Source organism: Amycolatopsis thermalba, assembly GCF_003385215.1.
GTDB lineage: Bacteria > Actinomycetota > Actinomycetes > Mycobacteriales > Pseudonocardiaceae > Amycolatopsis_E > Amycolatopsis_E thermalba.
In genome coordinates this window covers 1-19,613 of sequence record NZ_PQHW01000125.1, presented here as the reverse complement: position 1 = coordinate 19,613, position 19,613 = coordinate 1, and the positions used below count along the sequence as shown (strand labels likewise).

The following is a 19,613-nucleotide window of genomic DNA, read 5'->3' as shown; positions in this document are numbered from 1 at the left end:
GTGCGACAGGGGGCGGTGCCGGGCAGCGCGGTGGCCGGTGGGCGCGGGGTGGTCGAGTGGTGGTGGCTGCTGAGTGCGACAGGGGGCGGTGCTGGGCAGCGCGGTGGCCGGTGGGCGCGGGGTGGTCGAGTGGTGGTGGCTGCTGAGTGCGACAGGGGGCGGTGCCGGGCAGCGCGGTCGCCGGTGGGCACGGGGCGGCCGAGTGGTGGTGGCCGCTGAGGGGCACGGGGCGGCGTGGCCTCGCCGCAGCGGTCAGCCGAGGATCGTCGCGGCCAGCTCGTCGGCCAGGGCGCGGCTCGCGGCGGCGATGCCGGACCAGCGGCGCGTCAGGTCCGGGTCGATCTCCAGCGGGCGGCCGTGCACGTCGATCACCGCGCCGCCGGCCGCGGGCACCGTGACCATCGCCGTCGCGAGGTCGACCAGGCGGTGGGTGTCCGAGCCCGGGTCGCAGAACGCGTCCACCGAACCCTCGGCCACCAGCGCGCACTCCAGGACCGTGGTGGACAGGATCCGCACGCGCCGCGCCCGGTCGGCCACGCGCATCCACGCCTCCGCGGTGCGCTGGTGGGGGCGGAGCAGGTTGACCGTCGCGCCGGTCAGCTCGGTGCGGCCGGTGGTGCGGAACGGGACCGGCTCGCCGGCGCGGGCGCGCCAGGCGCGGCCGGTGTCGAGCCACACGGTGAGCGCCTCGGTGGCCTGTCCGTCGACCGCGACCGTGCCGCCGAAGCAGCTCAGCGGGACCCCGTTGGCGGCGTTGTTGGAGCCGTCGACCGGGTCGACGACGAGCGTCACCGCGGAGCCGTTGTCGACGAAGCCGACTTCCTCGCTGAGCAGGTTGACGCGGTGCCGGTGCGCTTCCTCGGCGATCGCGGCCTCGACGATCTCGTCCACGCGCATGGTCGGGGTGCCGTCCGCGCCGTCGGCGACCTCCTCGGCCAGCTCGGTGCGGGTGTGCCGGCGGCGGGCGTCCCCGTAGGCGGCGCTGGCGGCGCGGGCCATCGCGGCGAGTGCGGGGTGGACGTCGCCGGGCAGGTCCGGGGTGGGCACCGGCCACGCGATCTTCGTGCTCATCGTCGTCGATCCTAATTGACTTGCCCGCGCGCGTGGGGCGACGGATCATGTCCGCCGTGCAACCCCTCGACGAAACCAGCATTCGCAAGTCGTTCATCAACTGTTCGAAGGGGGAGGCGCAACGGTTGTCCCTGCCGCCGGGACTGGCCGGACTGGACTGGTCCGAAGTGGACTTCCTCGGCTGGCGCGATCCGAAGGCCGCCCAGAACGCCTATCTCGTGGCGCCTTACGGGGAGAACGTGGTGGGCGTCGCGTTGCGGGCGGCGGCCAAGCACCGCAGCTCGCTGAAGTCCTCGCTGTGCGCGTTCTGCGGAACGATCCACGCGGCGACGGACGTGTCGCTGTTCGCGGCCCGGCGGGTCGGCGCGGCGGGGAAGCAGGGCAACACCGTCGGCACCTACGCGTGCGCCGACCTGGCGTGCGGGCAGTACCTGCGGGGCAAACGCCGCCCGGCGGTGCACAACCCGGTGGACCGGGCGCCGCTGGAGCAGCGGGTGGAGCGGATGCTGGCGAACGTCGCCCGCTTCCTGGACGAGGTGACGACGGACAACGTGACCTGAGGCAGCCGAAACACGGTGCCGGAGGGGCGAACACGCTGGTGAGCGCGGTGCTCGCCCCTCCGCCCCCTCAGCTCACGATCGGCAGGGACAGTGGTCGCCGGACGGCCTGGGCCACTCCGTCGGACGCCAGGGCCGCCGCCACGCGCTCCGGGGACGGGCGGCCGTACGTCGTGGTGCGCTGGACCAGTGGGCGGCCGATCGGGGCGACCATGGCCGCCAGTTCGCTGATCGTCTTGTACGAGCCGTTGTCCGCGCCCGCCATGCGGCTGATCGTCTCCTCCATCAGCGTCCCGCCGAGGTCGTTCACGCCGCCGTTCAGCACGTCCCGGCAGGTGTCCTCGCCCAGCTTCACCCACGAGCACTGGATGTTGTCGATCAACCCGTGCAGCAGGATCCGCGCCAGCGCGTGCACCGCCCGGTTCTCGCGCTTCGTCGGGCCCGGGCGGGACAGCCCGGCCAGGTAGATGGGCGCGTTCTGGTGGATGAACGGCAGCAGCACGAACTCGGTGAACCCGCGCCGCCCGGTCTTCTCCAGCGCCCGCCGCTGCAGGTCGGCGATCAGCTTGATGTGCCCGACCCAGTGCGCGGGCGTGTCGACGTGCCCGTACATCATCGTCGACGTCGTCGGGATGCCCAGCTCGTGCGCGGTGGACACCACCTCGATCCAGCTCGATGCGGGCAGCTTGCCCTTGGTGAGCACCCACCGCACGTCGTCGTCCAGGATCTCCGCCGCGGTGCCCGGCAGCGAGTCCACACCGGACTCGTGCGCGCGCGTCAGCCAGTCCCGGATGGACAGGTTCGTCCGGGACGCGCCGTTGACGACCTCCATCGGGCTGTAGGAGTGCAGGTGGATGTCCGGCTGCCGCCGCTTCACCTCGGCCGCCAGGTCGAAGTACGCCGTGCCGGGCATGTCCGGGTGGATGCCGCCCTGCATGCAGATCTCCGTCGCCCCGGCCTCCCACGCCTGGTCGACCCGATCCCCGACCTGCGACAACGACAGGGTGTAGGCGTCGGCGTCCGTGCGGCGCTGTGCGAACGCGCAGAACCGGCAGCCGGTGTAGCAGACGTTGGTGAAGTTGATGTTGCGCGTGACGACGAACGTCACGTCGTCGCCGTTGACGTCCCGGCGCAACCCGTCGGCCAGCGACGTCAGCGCCTCCAGCTCGGCGCCGTCCGCGTGCAGCAGCGCCAACGCGTCCTGATCGGACAGTCCCGCGGGGTCGCGTTCCGCGCGGCGCAGGGCTTCCGCGATGTCGGTGTCCATCCGGCGCGGCGCGGACGGAACCTGCGACGCGAGTTCCCGCCAGTCGCCGTACACCGAGTCGAAGTCGCTGCGCCGGTCCTCGGTGCGGCCGGTGGTGTCGACCTCGACGTGCAGGTCCGTGCGCCCGGTGCCGGCCTGGTCCTGCCAGCCGCCGTCCGGCTCCTGCCACGGGCGGCCCTCGAGCACCGCGTCCTCGCGCGCCAGGCCGGTCGCCGGGTCGGCCAGCGCGGCGACGTGCCCGGCCACGCGCGGGTCCAGCCACGGCTCGCCGGCGAGCAGGTACTCGGGGTAGATCGTCAGCCGCTCGCGCAGCGTGTAGCCGGCCTTCTCGGTCTGCCGCGCCAGCTCGTCGATCTGCGGCCACGCGCGCTCGGGGTTGACGTGGTCGGGCGTGAGCGGGGAAACCCCGCCCCAGTCGTCGATCCCGGCGCGCACCATGAGGTCGTACTGGCTGCCGATCAGGTTCGGCGGCGCCTGGATGCGCATCTTCGGGCCGAACACCAGCCGCGCGACGGCGATCGTCGCGGCCAGCTCCTGCAGGTCGGCGTCCGGCGTGGCACGCATCTTCGTGTCCGGCTTGGCGCGGAAGTTCTGCACGATGACTTCCTGAATGCCGCCGTACTGGCGGGCCACCTTGCGGATCGCGAACAGGGCGTCCGCGCGCTCTTCGTAGTTCTCGCCGATGCCGATCAGGATGCCGGTGGTGAACGGCACGGACGTCCGCCCGGCGTCCTCCAGCACCCGCAGCCGCACGGCGGGGTCCTTGTCCGGCGAGCCGTAGTGCGGGCCGCCGCGCTCGCTCCACAGCCGGGTCGCGGTGGTCTCCAGCATCATGCCCATCGACGGCGCGACCGGCTTGAGGCGCTGCAGGTCCTGCCAGGTCAGCACACCCGGGTTGAGGTGCGGCAGCAGACCGGTCTGCTCCAGCACCAGGATCGCCATCGCACGGACGTAGGACAGCGTGTCGTCGTAGCCGTGCGCGTCGAGCCACTCACGGGCCTGCTTCCAGCGGTCCTCGGGGCGGTCGCCGAGGGTGAACAGGGCTTCCTTGCAGCCCATCGCCGCGCCCTGCCGGGCGATCTCCAGCACCTCGTCCGGCGACAGGAACGGGGCGTCCAGTTTGCCCGGAACCGTCGCGAAAGTGCAGTATCCGCAGCGGTCGCGGCACAGCCGGGTCAGCGGGATGAACACCTTGCGGCTGTAGGTGATGACGCCGGCGCGGCCGGCTTCGGCCAGTCCGGCGTCGCGGATGCGGGAGGCGTGCTCGGACAGCGTTTCGAGGTCTTCGTCGCGCGCGTGCAACAGCACGGTCGCCTCGGTGATGTCGAGGGTCTTGCCGTCGCGGGCGCGGGCCAGCGCGCGGCGCATCGCGGAGGCGGTGGGAGCGGTTGCCATACCCGAAACGCTAGGACCGGCCTGGTCGGCGGTGCCAGGACCAGGCCGCGCAAGATCGGCCACACCGGTCGGCGGCACCCCTGTTTCCGCTGCTCACCGTGGCCGTCGTCATTGCGCCGGGGGACGGGCAGGCGTATTACCTAAAGTGTGGCTTCGGTGATCGGCAAGCGGGTCGGCGGCAGGACCTACTACTACCTCGCGCACACCGGGCGGGTGAACGGCGCGCCGCGGATCACGTCGCAGCGTTATCTCGGCACCGCGGAGGACATCGCCGCGGCTCTGGACGGCGCGGCCGGATCCCCCGACGGTACGCGCCACCTGGCGTTCGGTGACGTCGCCGCGGTGTGGTCCACCCTGGAGCGGCTCCAGGTGCGTCCGGCCATCGACGCGGTCCTGGGATCGCGCAAGGCGAAAGTTTCGATCGGGACGTACTTCGCGTTGTCCGTGCTGCACCGCGCGACCGCGCCGGGCACGGATCTGGCGCAGTGGTGGGCGGAGAGCGCGGCGAGCCGGTTCGTGCGGCCGCGGATCGCGGCGGCCGCGGTGCGCGACGACGAGTTCTGGCGCGCCATGCGGCGGTTGACGCGGCCGCAGCTGGTGCGGATCGAGGAGGCGGTGTCGGCACGGGTGCGGGACCACCTCGGCGAGCCGATCCTGCTCGCGGTGGACGTGCCGAACTTCGCGACCTACGCCGAATCGGAGACCGCGGCGGCGTCCCCGGTCGGATTGAGCACGGTGGTCACCCGGGACGGTTCGATCCCGGTCGCGTCGGCGGTGTACCCGCGGGAGGGCGCGGTCCCGTTCGGGCTCGCGGCGGACCGGCTCGCCGCGCGCGTGGCCGGGCCGGTGACGCTGGTGTTCGAGACGGGCCAGCACGCGCAGCTCGACCTCGACGACGGCAGGCACTTCGTCGGCGCGTTGCCGCTGGGGGACCACCCCGAGCTGCTGACGCGGCCGGCGTCGGCGCGGCGATCGGTCGACCCGGACCGCTTCGCCGGAGTGACGGCGCTCGACACGCACGCGGTGGTGTCCGGCGCGACGCGGCGGGTGGTGCTCACGCACTCGGCGAAGCTGCACGCGGCGCAGGCGCGCGGGTTCGCGCAGGCGCTGAGCAGCGCGACGCGGCAGCTCGACGGCTTGGCCCTGGCGCTGGCGGCCGGCACCAACCGGCGGCCACGCGAACAGGTGCTGACGGAGATCGCGCGGATCACGCGGGTGCGGTGGGTCGACCGCGTGCTGTCCACCCGGCTGACCGGGACGCGCCCGGCCGAGCTGCGGCTCGAGTGGCGAGTCGACGAGAACGCCCGGTCGCGCCTGGACGAGGAGTACTTCGGCAAGCAGCTGCTGGTGACCGACCACGACTGGCCGGTCGCCGACGTCATCACCGCCTACCGCGCGCGCTACCACCTGGACTCGACGTTCCGGCAGCTCAACGGCCCGTTCGTGGCGGCGTCCGCACCGCGGCGGCACTGGACCGAACACCGGATCGCGGTGCATTCGCTGGTGAGCGTGCTGGCGACGGCGGTGACGCACGTGATGCGGCAGGAAGCCGACCGGGCCGGGCTGGACCTGTCGGTGCGGGAGCTGCTGGACCTGCTGTCACGCATCGGCGAGACGGTGCTGCGCTACCCGTCGACCGGCGGCCGCCCGCGCACCCGGCGGCTGCTGACCTGCCGCGACGCCGTGCAGCAGAAGCTGTTCGACCTGTTCGGGCTGGACGCCTACGCGCCCTGAACGTGGGACTCGCGGGCGGGAGTGTGGGACTCGCGGGCGGGTGTCACTCCTCGGTCAGCAGGTTCTTCGCGCGCACCGCGGGCAGCGACAGCGAGCGGTAGCCGGCCTCGTCGAACAGCACGGTGACCTTGTCGGCCTCCCGGCGGACGACCTGGCCCGAGCCCCACTCCGCGTGGCGGACCGGGGTGCCCGGCTGGAACTCGCCGTCGGACGGGGCCTGCGCGGCGGCCGTGCCCGCGTCGCAGGTGTCGCAGAAGCCGCACGGCTCGTCCAGCGCCTCGCCGAAGTAGCCGAGCAGGAACTGGCGGCGGCACGCCGACGTCTCGGCGTACTCCCGCATCACCTCGACGCGGGACCGGTCGAGCTTCCTGCGCTGCGCGGCCACCTCGGCGGCGCGCTCGGTGGCCTCCGCCGGATCGCCGCCGGTGTACCGGAAGCCCGCGCCGGTGTCCTCCACCAACCCGGCCTGGTCCAGCAGGTTCAGGTTGTTCATGACGCGGCGGTGCGACAGGTCGAGGTCGTGCGGGTCGTCGTGGTCGCGCAACGCCTCCGCGACTTCGCGGGTGCCCTCGTCGTCGAAGCGCCGCGAGGTGAGGAACTTCTGCAGGCCCAGGTCTTCGGACCGGTAGAACAGGAGCGCGTCGGCCCGCTCGCCGTCCCGGCCGGCGCGGCCGATCTGCTGGTAGTAGGAGTCCACCGACTCCGGCACCGACGCGTGCACCACGAACCGCACGTCCGGCTTGTCGATGCCCATGCCGAACGCCGAGGTCGCCACCACCACGTCGGCCCGGCCGGCGAGGAAATCCTCGTGCACGCGTTTGCGGTCGGCCGCCGGCATCCCGGCGTGGAAGGCGACCGCGCCCAGTTCCCCGGCGTAGCGTTCGCTGTCCTTGCGGGTCGCGGCGTAGACGAGACCGGGCTTCGGGGCGTCGCGCACCCAGCGCAGGACGGCGGCCCGCTTGTCCTCCTCGGTGGTGGCGCGGTGCACCGCGAGGTAGAGGTTCGGCCGGTCGAATCCGGACACCACGCGCACCGGGTCGCGCAGGCCGAGGTGGGCGACGATGTCGTCGCGCACCGGCCCGCCGGCGGTCGCGGTCAGGGCCAGCACGCGCGGGTGCCCGAGGCGTTCGATGGCCTGCCCGAGGCGGAGGTAGTCCGGGCGGAAGTCGTGGCCCCAGGCGGACACGCAGTGCGCCTCGTCGACGACGAACAGGCTGGGCCGGATCGCGTCCAGCTGCTCCAGCACCTCGTCCTTGGCCAGCTGTTCCGGCGCGAGGAACAGGTACTCGGCGTCGCCGCGGGTGACCGCGTCCCACGCCTTGTTGGTGGTGCGGGCGGGCTGGGCGGAGTTGACCGCGACCGCGTCCGGGGCGTCGCTGTCCGCGATCTGCCCGACCTGGTCCCGCTGCAGCGCGGTCAGCGGCGACACGACGAGCGTCGGCCCGTCCAGCAGCAGCGCGGGGATCTGGTAGATCGCGGACTTGCCGGAGCCGGTGGGCATGACGGCGAGCACGTCACGGCCGTCGAGCAGGCCCTCCATCGCGGTCAGCTGGTCGTCGCGCAGCTCCGCCCAGCCGAAGGTGTCACGTGCGGTGCGGCGGAGTTCGTCGTGTCTGGACACCGGCGGGGTGTTCCCGCATGCGGGGTGCGGAAACACCGTAGGCTGCGGGCATGCTGGAGGGATACACGGCGCGGGACGACGCCGAGAACGCCGATGTGGCGCGGATCCGGGAGCTGCTGGCGAGCGTGGCGGACCCGTTCGCGCGGGACATTCCGTTGCACGTCACGGGTTCCGCGGTGATCGTCCACCCGCCGACGCGCCGGGTGCTGCTGCGCTGGCACGAGCGGCAGCAGGCGTGGCTGCAGGTCGGCGGGCACGGCGATCCGGGGGAGACGGACCCGCTGGACATCGCGCTGCGCGAAGGGCGGGAGGAAACCGGGCTGGCGGACCTGCGCCCGTGGCCGACGGCGGATCTGCTGCACGCGGTGGTCGTCCCGGTGCCGGCGAAGGGCGCCGAGCCCGCGCACGAGCACGCGGACCTGCGGTACGTGCTGGCGACCGGGCAGCCGGAAGCGGCGCGGCCGGAGAAACCGGACGCGCCGCTGAAGTGGCTCACCCTGGACGACGCGATCGACGCCGCGACGGAGGCCAACGTGCGGGAGACGCTGCGCCGCGTGCGCGAGCGGCTCTAGGGGGCGGCACGGGGTGGCGGCGCTTCCCGCGCCGCCACCCGCGGAACGCGCACGTGGCCGGCGCCGGAAGCCCCTAGCGGCGGCCGCGGTGGGGGGTCTGGTCCGCGACGCCGTGGCGCAGCGGCGTGTTCGGCTCGGCCGCCGTCTGCCGGCTCGCCGGGGAGCCGCCCGCGTGGCCGCTCACCTCGGGGATCTCGGTGTGCTCGCCGTGCGAGGGCTCGGCGCCCTCGTGCAGCTGCTGCTTGCGCACGCGCATCAGCTCCAGCACCGGCAGCCGGTTGGCGTGCTTGAGCTCGTAGGACATCAGCTGGTCGAGCTGCTCCTCGTCGAGCGACCGGATCCGGTGCTGCAGCGAGGCCAGGGGCAGCTCGTCGTATTCGGGCAGCGGTAGTTCGGACATGTGCCAAGACCTACCCCCGCGACGGCCGGGCAAACGGGACGCCTGCCTCTCCGGACCGGATCCGGCCGCGCTGGTCCGGTGCGTCAAGCTGACCGCCGTCTGCGCCGACATCTGCGCCGCGACCGCCCGCGTGCTGTCCCGGCGCGGCGACCCGGCCGGGATCGCCTCCGAGCTGCTCGCCCTGTGCGAGAAGGCCTGCCGGGCGTGCGCCGAGGAGTGCGAGAAGCACGCCGGGCACCACGAGCACTGCGCGGTCTGCGCCGAGGCCTGCAGCAGCTGCGAGGACGCCTGTCAGCAGTTGCGCCGGCACCTAGGTTGACAGCCACACGGCGGAGTCGGGGGCGAGTTCGTCCGCCGGTTCGGCGCTGGCCAGCAGGATCTTCCGGTGCGGCGGCAGCGCGACCGGGGTCGTGCCGAGGTTGACCACGCACACCACCCCCGGGTCCCGCCGGAAGGCGAGCACCTCCGGCTCACTGTCCAACCACGACAGTGCGCCGTCCCCGAGTGCGGGGTGTTCCTTGCGGATCCGCAGCGCGTCCCGGTAGAGGCACAGCATCGAGTCCGGGTCGTCCTCCTGCGCGGCGACCGTCTTCGCGGCCCAGTGCGCGGGCTGCGGCAGCCACGGCGTGCCGCTGGAGAACCCGAACGGCGGCTCCGCGCCAGACCAGGGCAGCGGCACCCGGCACCCGTCGCGGCCGCGTTTGGTGTGCCCGGACCGCTCCCACGTCGGGTCCCGCAGCACCTCCTCGGGCAGGTCCTCGACCTCCTCCAGGCCCAGCTCCTCGCCCTGGTACAGGTACGCCCCGCCGGGCAGCGCGAGCATCATCAACAGTGCCGCCCGCGCCCGCGGCAACCCGCCGCGGTACCGCGTGACGTGCCGTTTCACGTCGTGGTTGGACAACACCCAGGTCGCCGGCGCACCCACGGCGGCGAGCTCGCCGATGCTAAAGTTGATCACCGACCGCAGCCGGCCCGCGTCCCACGGGCAGCGCAGGAAGTCGAAGTTGAACGCGGTGTGCAGCTCGTCCGGCCGCACGTACCGGGCCAGCCGCCGCGGGCTGTCCACCCATGCCTCGGCCACGAAGATCCGGTCGTCGCCGTAGTGGCGGGCCAGCTCACGCCAGGACCGGAAGATCTCGTGCACGCCGGGCCGGTCCCAGTGCGGGTGGTCGCTGCGGTCCGGCGGCTCCACCAGGCCCTCGTGGTCCAGGCCGAGATCGGGCAGCGCCGGGTCCTTGACCAGGCCGTGGGCCACGTCGATGCGGAACCCGTCCACCCCGCGGTCGAGCCAGAACCGCAGCACGTCCAAGAACTCGGCGCGCACCTCCGGGTGGTCCCAGTTCAGGTCCGGTTGCGAGGCGTCGAACAGGTGCAGGTACCACTGGCCGTCGTCGACCCGGCTCCACGCCGGGCCGCCGAAGACGCTGCGCCAGTCGTTCGGCTCGTCGCGGAAGACGTACCGCTCCCGCTCGGGCGAACCACGCCCGGCGGCCACCGCGGCCCGGAACCACGGATGCGCCGAGCTGGTGTGGTTGGGCACGATGTCGACGATGATCCGCAACCCGTGCCGGTGCGCCTCACCGATCAGGGCTTCGGCGTCGGCGAGCGTGCCGAACACCGGGTCGATGTCGCGGTAGTCGGCCACGTCGTAGCCGCCGTCGGCCATCGGGGACGGGTACCACGGCGTGATCCACAGCGCGTCCACGCCGAGACCGGCCAGGTAGGGGAGTTTCGCGCGGATGCCGGCCAGGTCCCCGACACCGTCGCCGTTGCCGTCGGCGAAGCTGCGGATGTAGACCTGGTAGATGACGGCGTCCCGCCACCACGCGCCGCTCACGTGCGCGGCAGGTCGTGGGCCCAGGACACCAGGTGGATCAGCGCGTCGATCTGCCCGCACGGATCCGGGTCCCCGGCGATGAACTCCAGCTGCGCGTCCACCCCGTCGGTGTCGTGGTTGAGCTCGGCGAGGACGGCGCGCAGCACGGCCCGCAGCGGTGGCTGCAGCTCGTCGATCGGCACGCCCGCGTCGCCCTCGTCGGACAGCTCGACGGTGAACAGGTCGGCGCCCTCCGGTGCCGCGCGGGCCCGCACCTCGCGGGCGATCACGGTGACCAGCTCGGCGCACAGCGGCCGGAGCAGACCCGCCTCCGGTGCGTCGGCGCCGATCATCCTGGGCAGCGCGCGGGACACCGCGGTCAGGTCCTGCCTGCCGAGATCGTCCACGAGACGGCCGGCCAGGCGCCGGACGTCCCGCTGGGTGTTTTCGTGGCTCATCGCTGATCGGATTCCCGTGCTCGCGCGTGCCGAAACTCACGGCCAGCGCTGCGTCGCCGGGCGGCCCAGCGGCGGACTGGACGGGCTCCGCGTGACCGCGACGTCCGCGCCGCCGTGCCAGTCCACGCCCAGACCGCGGAGCGTCACCGCGCGGCTGATGTCGGACGGCGACACGATCCCGACGAGCCGGTCGGCGTCGAACACCAGCGCCCGGCCGTCGGCGCACCCGGACATCCGGGCCAGCAGCGCGAGCAACGGCTCGTCCGGGGTGGCGCGCGGGATTTCCGTTGGCGGGCAGGCGATTTCGCCGAGCAGGGTGTTGGGGCGCTGCTCCGGCGGCACGGCCCGCATGCGGGTCAGCGTGACCAGCCCGGCGAACCGGCCGACCGGGTCGACGAGCGGATAGGCCGAATGCTGGCGCAGCATGGCGTGGTCGCGGAGGAAGGTCGCCACAGTGGTCGCGGCGGGCGCGGTGGCCGGGCGCATCGTCATCACGTCGCGCACCCGCATGGCGGCCAGGCTGGTGCCCAGTTCGGCGTCGCGTTCCTCGGCCAGTGCCAGGTGGACGATGAACAGGCCGACCAACAACGGCCACACGCCGAGCCCGATCGGCCCGCGCAGCAGGGTGAGCACGCCGAACGCGCACACGACGAAGCCGAGGACGCGGGCCGCCCGGGCACTGCCGAGCGTCGCGCGGTGCCGGTCGCTCCACGCGCCCCACAGGATCGAGCGCAGCACGCGGCCGCCGTCCAGCGGCGCCACCGGGATCAGGTTGAACACACCCAGAACCAGGTTGAGCACCGCGAGGTAGCCGAGCACCGCGCCGGACAGTGAGTTGCCCATCGGGGAGGTCATCCAGGTGGCGAAACCGAAGATCGCGGCGAGCAGCAGGCTCATCAACGGCCCGGCGAACGCGACGCGGAACTCCACCCCGGGCGAGCGCGGTTCGCCACGCAGCCGGGTGACCCCGCCGAGCAGCCACAGGGTCACCTCGCGGACCTCCAGGCCGGACCGGCGCGCGACCAGGGCGTGCGGGAGTTCGTGCGCGCACAGCGACACCACGAACAGCGCCGCCGTGATCAGGCTCGCCACGACGTAGGCGAACACCCCCTGCCCGGGGGCGAGCGGCGCCCACTGCGTGAACGAGAGCGCGGCGACCAGCACCGCGGCCATGCCGAAGACGCTCCAATGCAGACCCACCCGGATGCCTTCGAACCGGCCCAGCCACACGGTCGACGCCATCGCACCTCTCCCCTCTCGTCCGAATCCCCCGCAACCACCTACCCGCACCGAACCGTTACTGAACGTTTCGGCCGACACGGTTTGGTTTCGGCGGTGACCGGGAAGGCTGAAGCACTACGACCGGCGTGAGACAGGGGACCGGCGAACATGGACGTGTCACGGAACAGTGAGGTGACGGCCAGCTGCGGCGGGCTGGCGGAACAGGCCCAGCTGGCGACGCGCGGGTTGTACCACCGCGCCTCCGGTGTCGGCGGCGACACCGGGATCGACGGGGCCGCGGAGATCTACCGGGTGCTCGGATCGCTGAAGTTGCTCTCGCAGAACGTCGCCCGGAGCCTGCCCGAACTGGGCACGTGGCTGGAACGGCAGCTGTGGCTGGGCAATCTGGACGTGCCGGGTGATCAGGGCGGCTACGAAACGCTGATCACCTCGGTGTTCGACGCCACGGCCGCGCTGGCCAGGGCGCAGGAGGTCACGGTGCGGCTGTGCCAGGAGCTGGCCACCGCCCAGGCCGCCGCGAAGGAGCTTTCGTATTGACCCCGCGCGAGGACGCCATCGGCCTGGGCCGGGGGGAAGCTCCTCGACCCGCTGATCGACCGCATCGGTGACGCCCGGTACGCGCTGCTGGGGGAGGCTTCGCACGGCACGGCGGACTTCTACCGCTGGCGCGCGGAGATCACCAAACGGCTGATCGTCGAGCGGGGGTTCTCGTTCGTCGCCGTCGAGGGCGACTGGCCGGACTGCCACCGCCTGCACTGCTGCGTGGCGGGCGGGCGCGGGGATCCGGAGGCGGTGCTGTCCGGTTTCGACCGGTGGCCGCGGTGGATGTGGGCCAACGACGACGTCGTGGAGTTCGCCCGGTGGCTGACGGCGTACAACTTGGCGCGGTTCGGCGACCGGCCGGTGGGGTTCCACGGTCTGGACGTCTACAGCCTGTGGGACTCGCTGCGGGAGATCCTGGGGTACCTGCGCGAGCACCAGCCGGGCCAGGTGGAGACGGCGTTGTCGGCGATGCGGTGCTTCGAGCCGTTCGCCGAGGACCCGCACGACTACGCGTATTCCACGCGGCTGGTGCCGGAGAACTGCGAGCGGGACGTGCTGCGGCTGCTCGCGTCGATGCGGGAGACGGATGAGGTGCCTGGTCTGGACCCCGCGTTCGTGGCGCGGCAGAACGCGGAGATCGTCGCCGGGGCCGAGCGGTACTACCGGACGATGGTCCGCGGTGACGTGGAATCGTGGAACCTGCGGGACGAGCACATGACCGACACGCTCGACCGGCTGACGCAGGCGTACGGCCCCTCGGCGAAAGCCGTGGTGTGGGCGCACAACACGCACATCGGCGACGCGCGGGCGACGGACATGGCCGCGGCGGGGATGCTCAACGTCGGGCAGCTGGTGCGGGAGCGTCACCCGGAGGAGTCGTTCGCGGTGGGCTTCGGCACGCACCGGGGCACCGTGATGGCGGGTTCGCACTGGGGCGCGCCGCCGGAGGACATGCCGGTGCCGCCCGCGCGGGAGGACAGCGTCGAGTCACTGCTCCACGAGGCCGTGCCTGATGCCGACTCACTGTTCCTGCTGGAGGAAGCCGGCGAGTGGGCGCGGCAGGTGCGCGGCCACCGGGCCATCGGCGTGGTGTACGACCCGACGAGAGAAGAACTCGGAAACTACGTCCCCACCAGGCTGGACCGCCGCTACGACGCATTCCTGTTCTGCGACTTCTCCAGTGCGGTGGTACCACTACACGCACCAATCGGAGCCACCTGACAACGACACCGCCACCCGGCAACGCAAGCAACAACCCCCCGAGCCACCCCTCTCCCGCAACCCGATCCCCAGCCAAATCGGTTGCCGCGCAGTGGGGTCAAGGTACTCTTTCCCGCCTTGACGCCGCTTCTCGGCAACCGAACACTGAAAGATCGGGTTCGGGAGGGCACCAATCCGGGCGTAGCGAAGCGAAGCCGGCGCTCTTCAGCCACCCGCGTAGCGGCTACGCCTACGGCCGCCGCGGCTCAGGCAACTCCGGCAGAGGCGTGTGCGTCCGGCAGTTGGTGCAGACCAGCAAGGTCGCCAACGGCTCATCGGCCTCGTTGACGAGCTTGGCGATCCGCAGCGCGGAGTAACCGCATTCCTCGCACGGCACCGGGGGTGCGGCGCGGTCCGGGGCGATCAGTATTCGGGTGGCCGGTCGGGGCTGGCTGAGGGTCATGACTGCTTCCGCGACTCGAGGATGCCGGGGTTCAGCCGGGGTCGGCCCCCGGCGTGTTCGGTGGTGCTCGCCGCTGCCGCGACCGCCGCCCGTGCGGCGGTGCGCAGGTCCTGACCGCGCGCGAGCGCGCAGGTCAGGGTCGCGACCAGGGCATCTCCCGCACCGGTGGTGTCGACGACGTGCGCGTCGCCGTGCGGGTGGAACTCGTAGCCGGCCCGGCTGACGAACACGTTGCCGTGGCCGGCGACTTCCAGTACCGCCAGATCGAGCCCGTGCGCGAGCAGCATCACGCCCGCCTTGACCCCTTCGGCCACGTCCGCCACGGGCCGTCCGGTGAGGATTTCCGCTTCCCTGGCGTCGGCGCGCAGGATGTCCGCGCACGCCAGCAGGTCCCGGTCCGCCGGGACCCCGTCGAGGACCACCCGGGCGCCGCTCTCGCGGGCGAGGCGGGCGGCGGTCATCGCGGTGCGGGCCGGCTGCTGCAGCTGGAGGATGACCGACGGCGCGTCCCGCAGCAGTCCCGCCGCGGCGAGCACGTCGTGTTCGGCGACGAGGACGTCCTCGGGGACGTCCTCCAGGTAGCGCCACTGGCCGTGGTCGTCGACGACGTTGACGATGAGGGCCGAGCGGGCGTGCTCGCGGACGACGCAGTGGGAGACGTCGATGCGGTCGGCCGCGGCGTGGGTCAGCAGGTCGTGCCCGGCGCGGTCGTCGCCGACCACCGAGAGCAACGCGACCGGCACGCCGAGCTGGGCGACGCCGACGGCCTGGTTCGCGCCCTTTCCGCCGAGCACCTCGTCGCGTGAGCGCACCGCGGCCGACTCGCCGGCCGCCGGGGCGTCCGCCACGCGCAGGACGAGGTCACGAGCGATCTGCCCGACCACGACCACCTCTGGTGTCACGGCCGGAGCAGTACCCGATCCCGATTCGCACTAACCGACACGAACGGGCGGAATCCGTTCGCGGCTGCGCTGTCCGCCGGTCAGGGGGCGACGGCGACCTCTCCGGTGAGAGCGCCTTCCAGCTGCTGGGTCGCCGGTTCGTCCTCGGGCCGCGCGTGCCTGCTGCGGGCCACGTGCCGGGCTTCGGTGACGAGGGCCGGACCGCCCCACTTCAGGTCCGTGCCGGCGTCGTCGATGCGGTGCCTGCCCATGGTGTCCCTCCCGGATCCAACCCCTGCCGCCGGAATACCCCCGGGCCGTTCCGCATACACCTCCCCCGGAGGGGTGGGTCAGCGGCGGCGTTTCCGCACCGTGGCGGCGAAGGTGGCGGCGGTGACGAACCCGTAGGCCACGTGCGGGACCAGGTCGCTGATCCAGTCGGCGACGCTCCAGCGGCGCGGGTCGGTGATGCGCAGGACGGTCATCGGCCCGTTCGCGGCGACCAGCGCGGCCCCGCTCGCCGCGAGGCCGCCGCGGAGCACGTCCGGCCGCCAGCCCGCGCCGTGCGCCGCGCCGTAGGCCGCGCCGACCGCGGTCCCGGTGACCAGCCCGAGCAGCGCCCCGAGACCGGTTTCCCTGGCCTGCTTGCGCTCCTCGTCGCCGGGGATCCCGGCCCCGAGGGTGCGCGCGATCTTCTCGACCGCCTCTTCCGGCAGCGAGCTCGCCGGGCGCCCGCGGACGGCCATGTCGACGTAGGTCGCGGCGTTGAGCGCGGTGGCCCCGGCCGCCCCGGCGGCGGCGCCCCGCAGGATCGAACTCAGCATTCCGGCCGGATACCCCCGGGGCGAGCGGGCAACCTCTAGGATCGGGGCATGTCCCGGCCCATGACCTTCACCGAGCGTGCCCGCCGGGAGCAGATCATCGAGTGCACCATCGACCTGATCTCCAGCAAGGGCTACCGCGGCACGTCACTGTCCGCGATCGCCGAGGCGGCCGGCATCTCCAAGGCCGCGGTGCTGTACCACTTCTCGTCGAAGGAGAACCTCGCGCAGGCGGCGCTGGAGCAGGTGTTCCGGCAGTTCGGCGACTACGTGCGGGACCGGGTGGACGGGCAGCCGGACGCGCGGTCCGCGGTCACGGCCTACGTGCGGGCGATGATCGGGTACCAGTCGGCGCACCGGCGGCACGTCCGGCTCATCACCGAGGTGCTGCTGGACGACGCGAACGGGACGAGGCTCAAGGCGCCCGGCTCGCACGACGCCGGCGGCCGCTGGCAGGTTCTGGCCGGCCTGCTGGAGGACGGGCAGCGCGCCGGGGAGCTGCGCGAGCTCGACACGCGGACGGTCGCGCTGGCGATCGGCGGCGCGATCGACGGCGTGGTGTCGCACTGGCTCGCGCACCCCGAGCTGGACCTGGACGCGGCGGCCGACGAGCTGGAGCGATTCGTCCTGGCGGCGATCTCCTAGCCGGGGGCGCATTCGCCTACCTCGCCGGAAGGTCCTTTCACATCAGTGCGGGAACCAGCGCCGCGCGAAGGCGGTGGCGCGGCCGTAGGCGATCAGGGATCGTGTTGGCCCGGCTCGATCAGCTGCTGGACCGGCTTGCGCGCGCGGGGTGCGGTAGGGCGGGCGTAGCAGCCGCACCCCGCGGTCGGGAAGGCAGGCCGCCTCCGCGCAGGCCCGGCACCTAGGTGTTGTGACCTGACAGGTTGTGGAGGGTCAGGGCAGTCGGGTGATGGGTGGGTGGCCTGTTAGGGCGGAGTGTGCGCGTTCAGTGTTGTAGTGCTGGATCCAGGCGGGCAAGGCTGCCGGGCGGTGGGTGTTGGAGGTCCGGGGCTGGGCGTGGGCGAATTCGGTGAGCAGGGTGCGGTTGGAGCGTTCGGCTGTGCCGTTGGTCCAGGGGCAGCCGGTTTGATGTAGCGGCGGCGCAGCCCGAGGGCGGTGCAGACCGCGGCCCAGCAGGTGCCTCGGCGGTAGGCCAGGGCGTTGTCGGTCAGGATTCGCAGCACGGTGATGCCGTGGTGGCGGAACCAGGCCACGGCGCGGTGCAGGAAGGCGGCGGCGGCGGTGTCGCGTTCGCCGGGCAGGGCTTCGACGTAGGCCAGGCGGGTGTGGTCGTCGAGGGCGACGTGCAGGTAGTCGTAGCCGATACCGCGGCCGCGGACCTGCTCGCTGCGGCCGTGCACCCGCCAGCCGCCGCCGTCAGGCACTCGCCCGAGTTTCTTGACGTCGATGTGCAGCAGCTCGCCCGGGGAACGGCGTTCGTAGCGGATGCCCGTATGCCGCCGCCGCACCGGCATCCCGGTGATCGGGTCGACCGTGGACACTCCGAGCTGTTCAGCGATCCGCGCCGGCGGCCACCCCGCCTGATAACGCTGCACGATCAACTGCCGGGCATACACCGTGGCGCGTGCGTCAGCGTGACCCACCGAGGACCTCCAGGGCTGGTAGTGGATGCGTCGCAACACCCACTCCGCCCCGAGGCCCTCCCCACAATCAACCCAACACGCCGTCCACAACCTCACAAGCCACAACACCTAGCGCCGCGCGAAGGCGGGTGCGCGTTCCGGGCGCACGCCGATCCCGCCGAGGTAGGCGGCCACCACCGCGAGCGCCGGGATCCGTTGCACCGCGCGCAGCGGCGGCGGCACGCGGGTCAGGGTGCCGTCGAGCGCGGGCTTGAGCAGCATCTCGTGCTCGCCCAGCTGCGCCCGCTGCGCCACCCGCGTCGGGAACTCGCGTCGCTTTTGGACCTTCGCCAGGTCCTGTTTGGACACCCGGCCGGCAGACAGCGGCCCGGCCAGGATCCGGGCGGCCGCGACGGCGTCCTGGATCGCGAGGTTCACCCCGACCCCACCCACCGGCGACATGGTGTGGGCGGCGTCGCCCAGGCACAGCAGGCCGTCGACGTACCACTGCGGCAGCCGGCCCATCGACGTCTCCAGCAGCTTCACGTCGTCCCACGACCGGATGTCGGCCAGCACCTCGGCGTCCCAGCCGAACAGCTCGGCGAGCCGTCCGCGGAACCACTCCAGCCCACGGGCGCGCAGCTGGGCGTCCTCGCCCTTGCGGATGAGGTACGAGGTCTGGTGGTACTCGCCGCGGTCCATCGTCACCGCGACCTGCCCGTTCCCGAACACCCCGAACACCCGGCCGTCGCGCTCTTCGTGCGGTGGCGCGGGAATCCGCACCTGCCACACGTCCATCGGCAGGGGGAATTCGAGCGGCCGCAGCCCGGCCTCCCGGCGCACCAGGGAATCCCGGCCGTCGCACGCGACCACCAGGTCCGCGGACAGCTCACCCTCGCCGTCGGCGTCCCGGTAGGTCACGCCGGTCACCCGGCCGTTCGTCCGGCGCACACCGGTGACCTCGGTGTTCATGCGCAGGTCCAGCGGCTCGGCGGTGGCCAGCAGGTCCAGGAAGTCCCACTGCGGGACCATCCTGATGTGCTTGTGCCGGCCCGGCAGGCGGCCGAAGTTCGCCGCCACCACGGTTTCGCCGGCGACCCGCATCCGCATCTCGGTCAGTTCGGGGCCCGGCACCGCCGCGAACTTCTGGCCCAGGCCGAGCTCGTCCAACAGGCGCAGCGTCGACGGATGAACGGTGTCCCCGCGGAAGTCCCGCAGGAAATCCCCGTGCTTCTCCAGCACGGTCACCTTGACTCCGGCCCTGGCCAGCAGGACGCTGAGCATCATCCCGGCCGGGCCCCCGCCTACTACACAGCATGTCACGTGTTCCACAGCGACCATGCTAACCGATCGGTCAGGGTGCTGACCGGCCGGTTAGGTGTGGCTGATCACGGAACGGGTAACTGTCCGATATGCCGACTACGTGAGGTGGCGATGCGACGCCTGAGCGTGGCACTGGTGGTGGACAACGAGGTGTTCGGCAGCGCGGAGGTCTACGTCCGGCGGCTGCTGCGGTTCCTGCCGCCGTGGGTGGCGCCGAGCATCGTCGTGGGCGAGGGCCTCGCCGGCGCGTTCCCGGAGCGGGTGCCGAAGCAGATCGTGGCGCCGGCGGTGCGTAGCGTGTGGGCGCCGCAGATCGAGGACGCGCTGCGAGCGCTTTCGCCGGACGTCGTGCACGTCAACCTGGCCGATGCCGGGGCGAACCTGGCCGCGTTGCAGGCCGCGGAGGCCGTCGCGCCGACCGTGGCGACGCTGCACCGCACCGGCGGCGCGCCGGCGTCGAGCGCGGTCTGGGACTGCTACCGGCGGCTGGCCGGTGCGCTGGCGCCGTCGCGGATCGTCGAGGAGAGGCTGCGGGAGCTGGGCACGCCGGCCGAGCGGGTGACCCGCATCCGGCCGGGTGTGGAGGTGCCGCCGGAGCCGGTCGGCCCGTCGGACCGGACGCCGGTGGTGATCGGCGCGGGCGGCGGGGTGTCGGTGCTGGAG

20 protein-coding genes and 1 pseudogene are annotated in these 19,613 nt (G+C 72.7%); 8 read left to right on the top strand and 13 right to left on the bottom strand.

Going from position 1 to position 19,613, the window contains the following annotated elements; all coding sequences use genetic code 11:
- Nucleotides 1-252: 252 nt before the first annotated feature.
- Nucleotides 253-1,071: an inositol monophosphatase family protein gene (locus D0D15_RS31730; RefSeq protein ID WP_094006089.1), complete on the bottom strand. Its 819-nt coding sequence runs from the start codon at nt 1,069-1,071 to the stop codon at nt 253-255.
- Between the two features lie 47 nt (nt 1,072-1,118).
- On the opposite strand from D0D15_RS31730, the gene D0D15_RS31725 reads away from it, so the two are divergent.
- Entirely contained in the window at nt 1,119-1,631 is a 513-nt protein-coding gene (locus tag D0D15_RS31725; protein ID WP_094006090.1) for an FBP domain-containing protein, read from the top strand.
- Nucleotides 1,632-1,698: 67 nt separating this feature from the next.
- Here the strand turns inward: D0D15_RS31725 and D0D15_RS31720 are convergent, their stop codons facing one another.
- Nucleotides 1,699-4,290 carry a bifunctional FO biosynthesis protein CofGH gene (locus D0D15_RS31720; RefSeq protein ID WP_094006091.1) on the bottom strand — a complete coding sequence of 864 codons (2,592 nt, stop codon included), beginning with the start codon at nt 4,288-4,290 and terminating at the stop codon, nt 1,699-1,701.
- Between the two features lie 147 nt (nt 4,291-4,437).
- Between D0D15_RS31720 and D0D15_RS31715 the strand changes: the two genes are divergently transcribed.
- On the top strand, nt 4,438-6,024 hold the full coding sequence (locus D0D15_RS31715; protein ID WP_094006092.1) for an IS1634 family transposase: 1,587 nt from the start codon (nt 4,438-4,440) through the stop codon (nt 6,022-6,024).
- A gap of 43 nt (nt 6,025-6,067) precedes the next feature.
- Here the strand turns inward: D0D15_RS31715 and D0D15_RS31710 are convergent, their stop codons facing one another.
- Entirely contained in the window at nt 6,068-7,645 is a 1,578-nt protein-coding gene (locus tag D0D15_RS31710; protein WP_094006093.1) for a RecQ family ATP-dependent DNA helicase, read from the bottom strand.
- A 50-nt stretch (nt 7,646-7,695) separates the two neighbouring features.
- Here D0D15_RS31710 and D0D15_RS31705 point away from each other — a divergent pair, with 50 nt between their 5' ends.
- On the top strand, nt 7,696-8,217 hold the full coding sequence (locus tag D0D15_RS31705; protein ID WP_094006094.1) for an NUDIX hydrolase: 522 nt from the start codon (nt 7,696-7,698) through the stop codon (nt 8,215-8,217).
- Between the two features lie 73 nt (nt 8,218-8,290).
- On the opposite strand, the gene D0D15_RS31700 is transcribed toward D0D15_RS31705, so the two are convergent.
- Nucleotides 8,291-8,617: a DUF8129 domain-containing protein gene (locus D0D15_RS31700; protein ID WP_094006095.1), complete on the bottom strand. Its 327-nt coding sequence runs from the start codon at nt 8,615-8,617 to the stop codon at nt 8,291-8,293.
- Here D0D15_RS31700 and D0D15_RS31695 point away from each other — a divergent pair.
- Nucleotides 8,616-8,936 (top strand): four-helix bundle copper-binding protein, encoded by a 321-nt coding sequence (locus tag D0D15_RS31695; RefSeq protein WP_233157310.1) that lies wholly within the window; start codon nt 8,616-8,618, stop codon nt 8,934-8,936. The two genes, D0D15_RS31700 and D0D15_RS31695, sit on opposite strands and share 2 nt — an antisense overlap.
- On the opposite strand, the gene D0D15_RS31690 is transcribed toward D0D15_RS31695, so the two are convergent.
- The 3 genes from D0D15_RS31690 to D0D15_RS31680 are packed head-to-tail and all read right to left on the bottom strand — an operon-like array spanning nt 8,928 to nt 12,133.
- On the bottom strand, nt 8,928-10,454 hold the full coding sequence (locus D0D15_RS31690; protein ID WP_094006096.1) for a glycoside hydrolase family 13 protein: 1,527 nt from the start codon (nt 10,452-10,454) through the stop codon (nt 8,928-8,930). The two genes, D0D15_RS31695 and D0D15_RS31690, sit on opposite strands and share 9 nt — an antisense overlap.
- Nucleotides 10,451-10,891, bottom strand: a complete 441-nt coding sequence (locus tag D0D15_RS31685) for a hypothetical protein (RefSeq protein ID WP_094006097.1) — start codon at nt 10,889-10,891, stop codon at nt 10,451-10,453. Before D0D15_RS31685 ends, D0D15_RS31690 begins: the two co-directional genes overlap by 4 nt.
- Nucleotides 10,892-10,927: 36 nt before the next feature.
- A complete protein-coding gene (locus D0D15_RS31680) occupies nt 10,928-12,133 on the bottom strand; it encodes a site-2 protease family protein (RefSeq protein ID WP_094006098.1) in 1,206 nt (401 codons plus the stop codon).
- A gap of 147 nt (nt 12,134-12,280) precedes the next feature.
- Between D0D15_RS31680 and D0D15_RS31675 the strand changes: the two genes are divergently transcribed.
- Both D0D15_RS31675 and D0D15_RS31670 read left to right on the top strand, forming a co-directional pair.
- Complete coding sequence (locus D0D15_RS31675; protein WP_094006099.1) at nt 12,281-12,670, top strand: hypothetical protein; 390 nt, start codon at nt 12,281-12,283, stop codon at nt 12,668-12,670.
- 51 nt (nt 12,671-12,721) lie between these two features.
- Nucleotides 12,722-13,897: an erythromycin esterase family protein gene (locus D0D15_RS31670; protein WP_094006100.1), complete on the top strand. Its 1,176-nt coding sequence runs from the start codon at nt 12,722-12,724 to the stop codon at nt 13,895-13,897.
- 229 nt (nt 13,898-14,126) lie between these two features.
- Here D0D15_RS31670 and D0D15_RS36145 read toward each other — a convergent pair whose 3' ends face one another.
- The 4 genes from D0D15_RS36145 to D0D15_RS31660 all read right to left on the bottom strand — a co-directional run bounded on the left by D0D15_RS36145 (nt 14,127) and on the right by D0D15_RS31660 (nt 16,044).
- Nucleotides 14,127-14,339 carry a hypothetical protein gene (locus D0D15_RS36145; RefSeq protein ID WP_143266202.1) on the bottom strand — a complete coding sequence of 71 codons (213 nt, stop codon included), beginning with the start codon at nt 14,337-14,339 and terminating at the stop codon, nt 14,127-14,129.
- Nucleotides 14,336-15,241: a PfkB family carbohydrate kinase gene (locus tag D0D15_RS31665; protein ID WP_233157311.1), complete on the bottom strand. Its 906-nt coding sequence runs from the start codon at nt 15,239-15,241 to the stop codon at nt 14,336-14,338. Before D0D15_RS31665 ends, D0D15_RS36145 begins: the two co-directional genes overlap by 4 nt.
- Nucleotides 15,242-15,321: 80 nt before the next feature.
- The gene (locus tag D0D15_RS36465; RefSeq protein WP_167481593.1) at nt 15,322-15,492 is read right to left on the bottom strand and encodes a hypothetical protein; all 171 of its coding nucleotides are present in this window, start codon (nt 15,490-15,492) and stop codon (nt 15,322-15,324) included.
- 78 nt (nt 15,493-15,570) lie between these two features.
- Nucleotides 15,571-16,044: a hypothetical protein gene (locus D0D15_RS31660; RefSeq protein WP_094006102.1), complete on the bottom strand. Its 474-nt coding sequence runs from the start codon at nt 16,042-16,044 to the stop codon at nt 15,571-15,573.
- A gap of 48 nt (nt 16,045-16,092) precedes the next feature.
- Between D0D15_RS31660 and D0D15_RS31655 the strand changes: the two genes are divergently transcribed.
- The gene (locus tag D0D15_RS31655; RefSeq protein ID WP_094006103.1) at nt 16,093-16,686 is read left to right on the top strand and encodes a TetR/AcrR family transcriptional regulator; all 594 of its coding nucleotides are present in this window, start codon (nt 16,093-16,095) and stop codon (nt 16,684-16,686) included.
- Nucleotides 16,687-16,938: 252 nt separating this feature from the next.
- On the opposite strand, the pseudogene D0D15_RS31650 reads toward D0D15_RS31655, so the two are convergent.
- Nucleotides 16,939-17,648: pseudogene (locus D0D15_RS31650) on the bottom strand (integrase core domain-containing protein).
- A gap of 108 nt (nt 17,649-17,756) precedes the next feature.
- Nucleotides 17,757-18,959 (bottom strand): FAD-dependent oxidoreductase, encoded by a 1,203-nt coding sequence (locus tag D0D15_RS31645; RefSeq protein WP_244215004.1) that lies wholly within the window; start codon nt 18,957-18,959, stop codon nt 17,757-17,759.
- 102 nt (nt 18,960-19,061) lie between these two features.
- On the opposite strand from D0D15_RS31645, the gene D0D15_RS31640 reads away from it, so the two are divergent.
- Nucleotides 19,062-19,613: glycosyltransferase family 4 protein (locus tag D0D15_RS31640; protein ID WP_162830700.1), on the top strand; the 552-nt coding region annotated here is incomplete at its 3' end.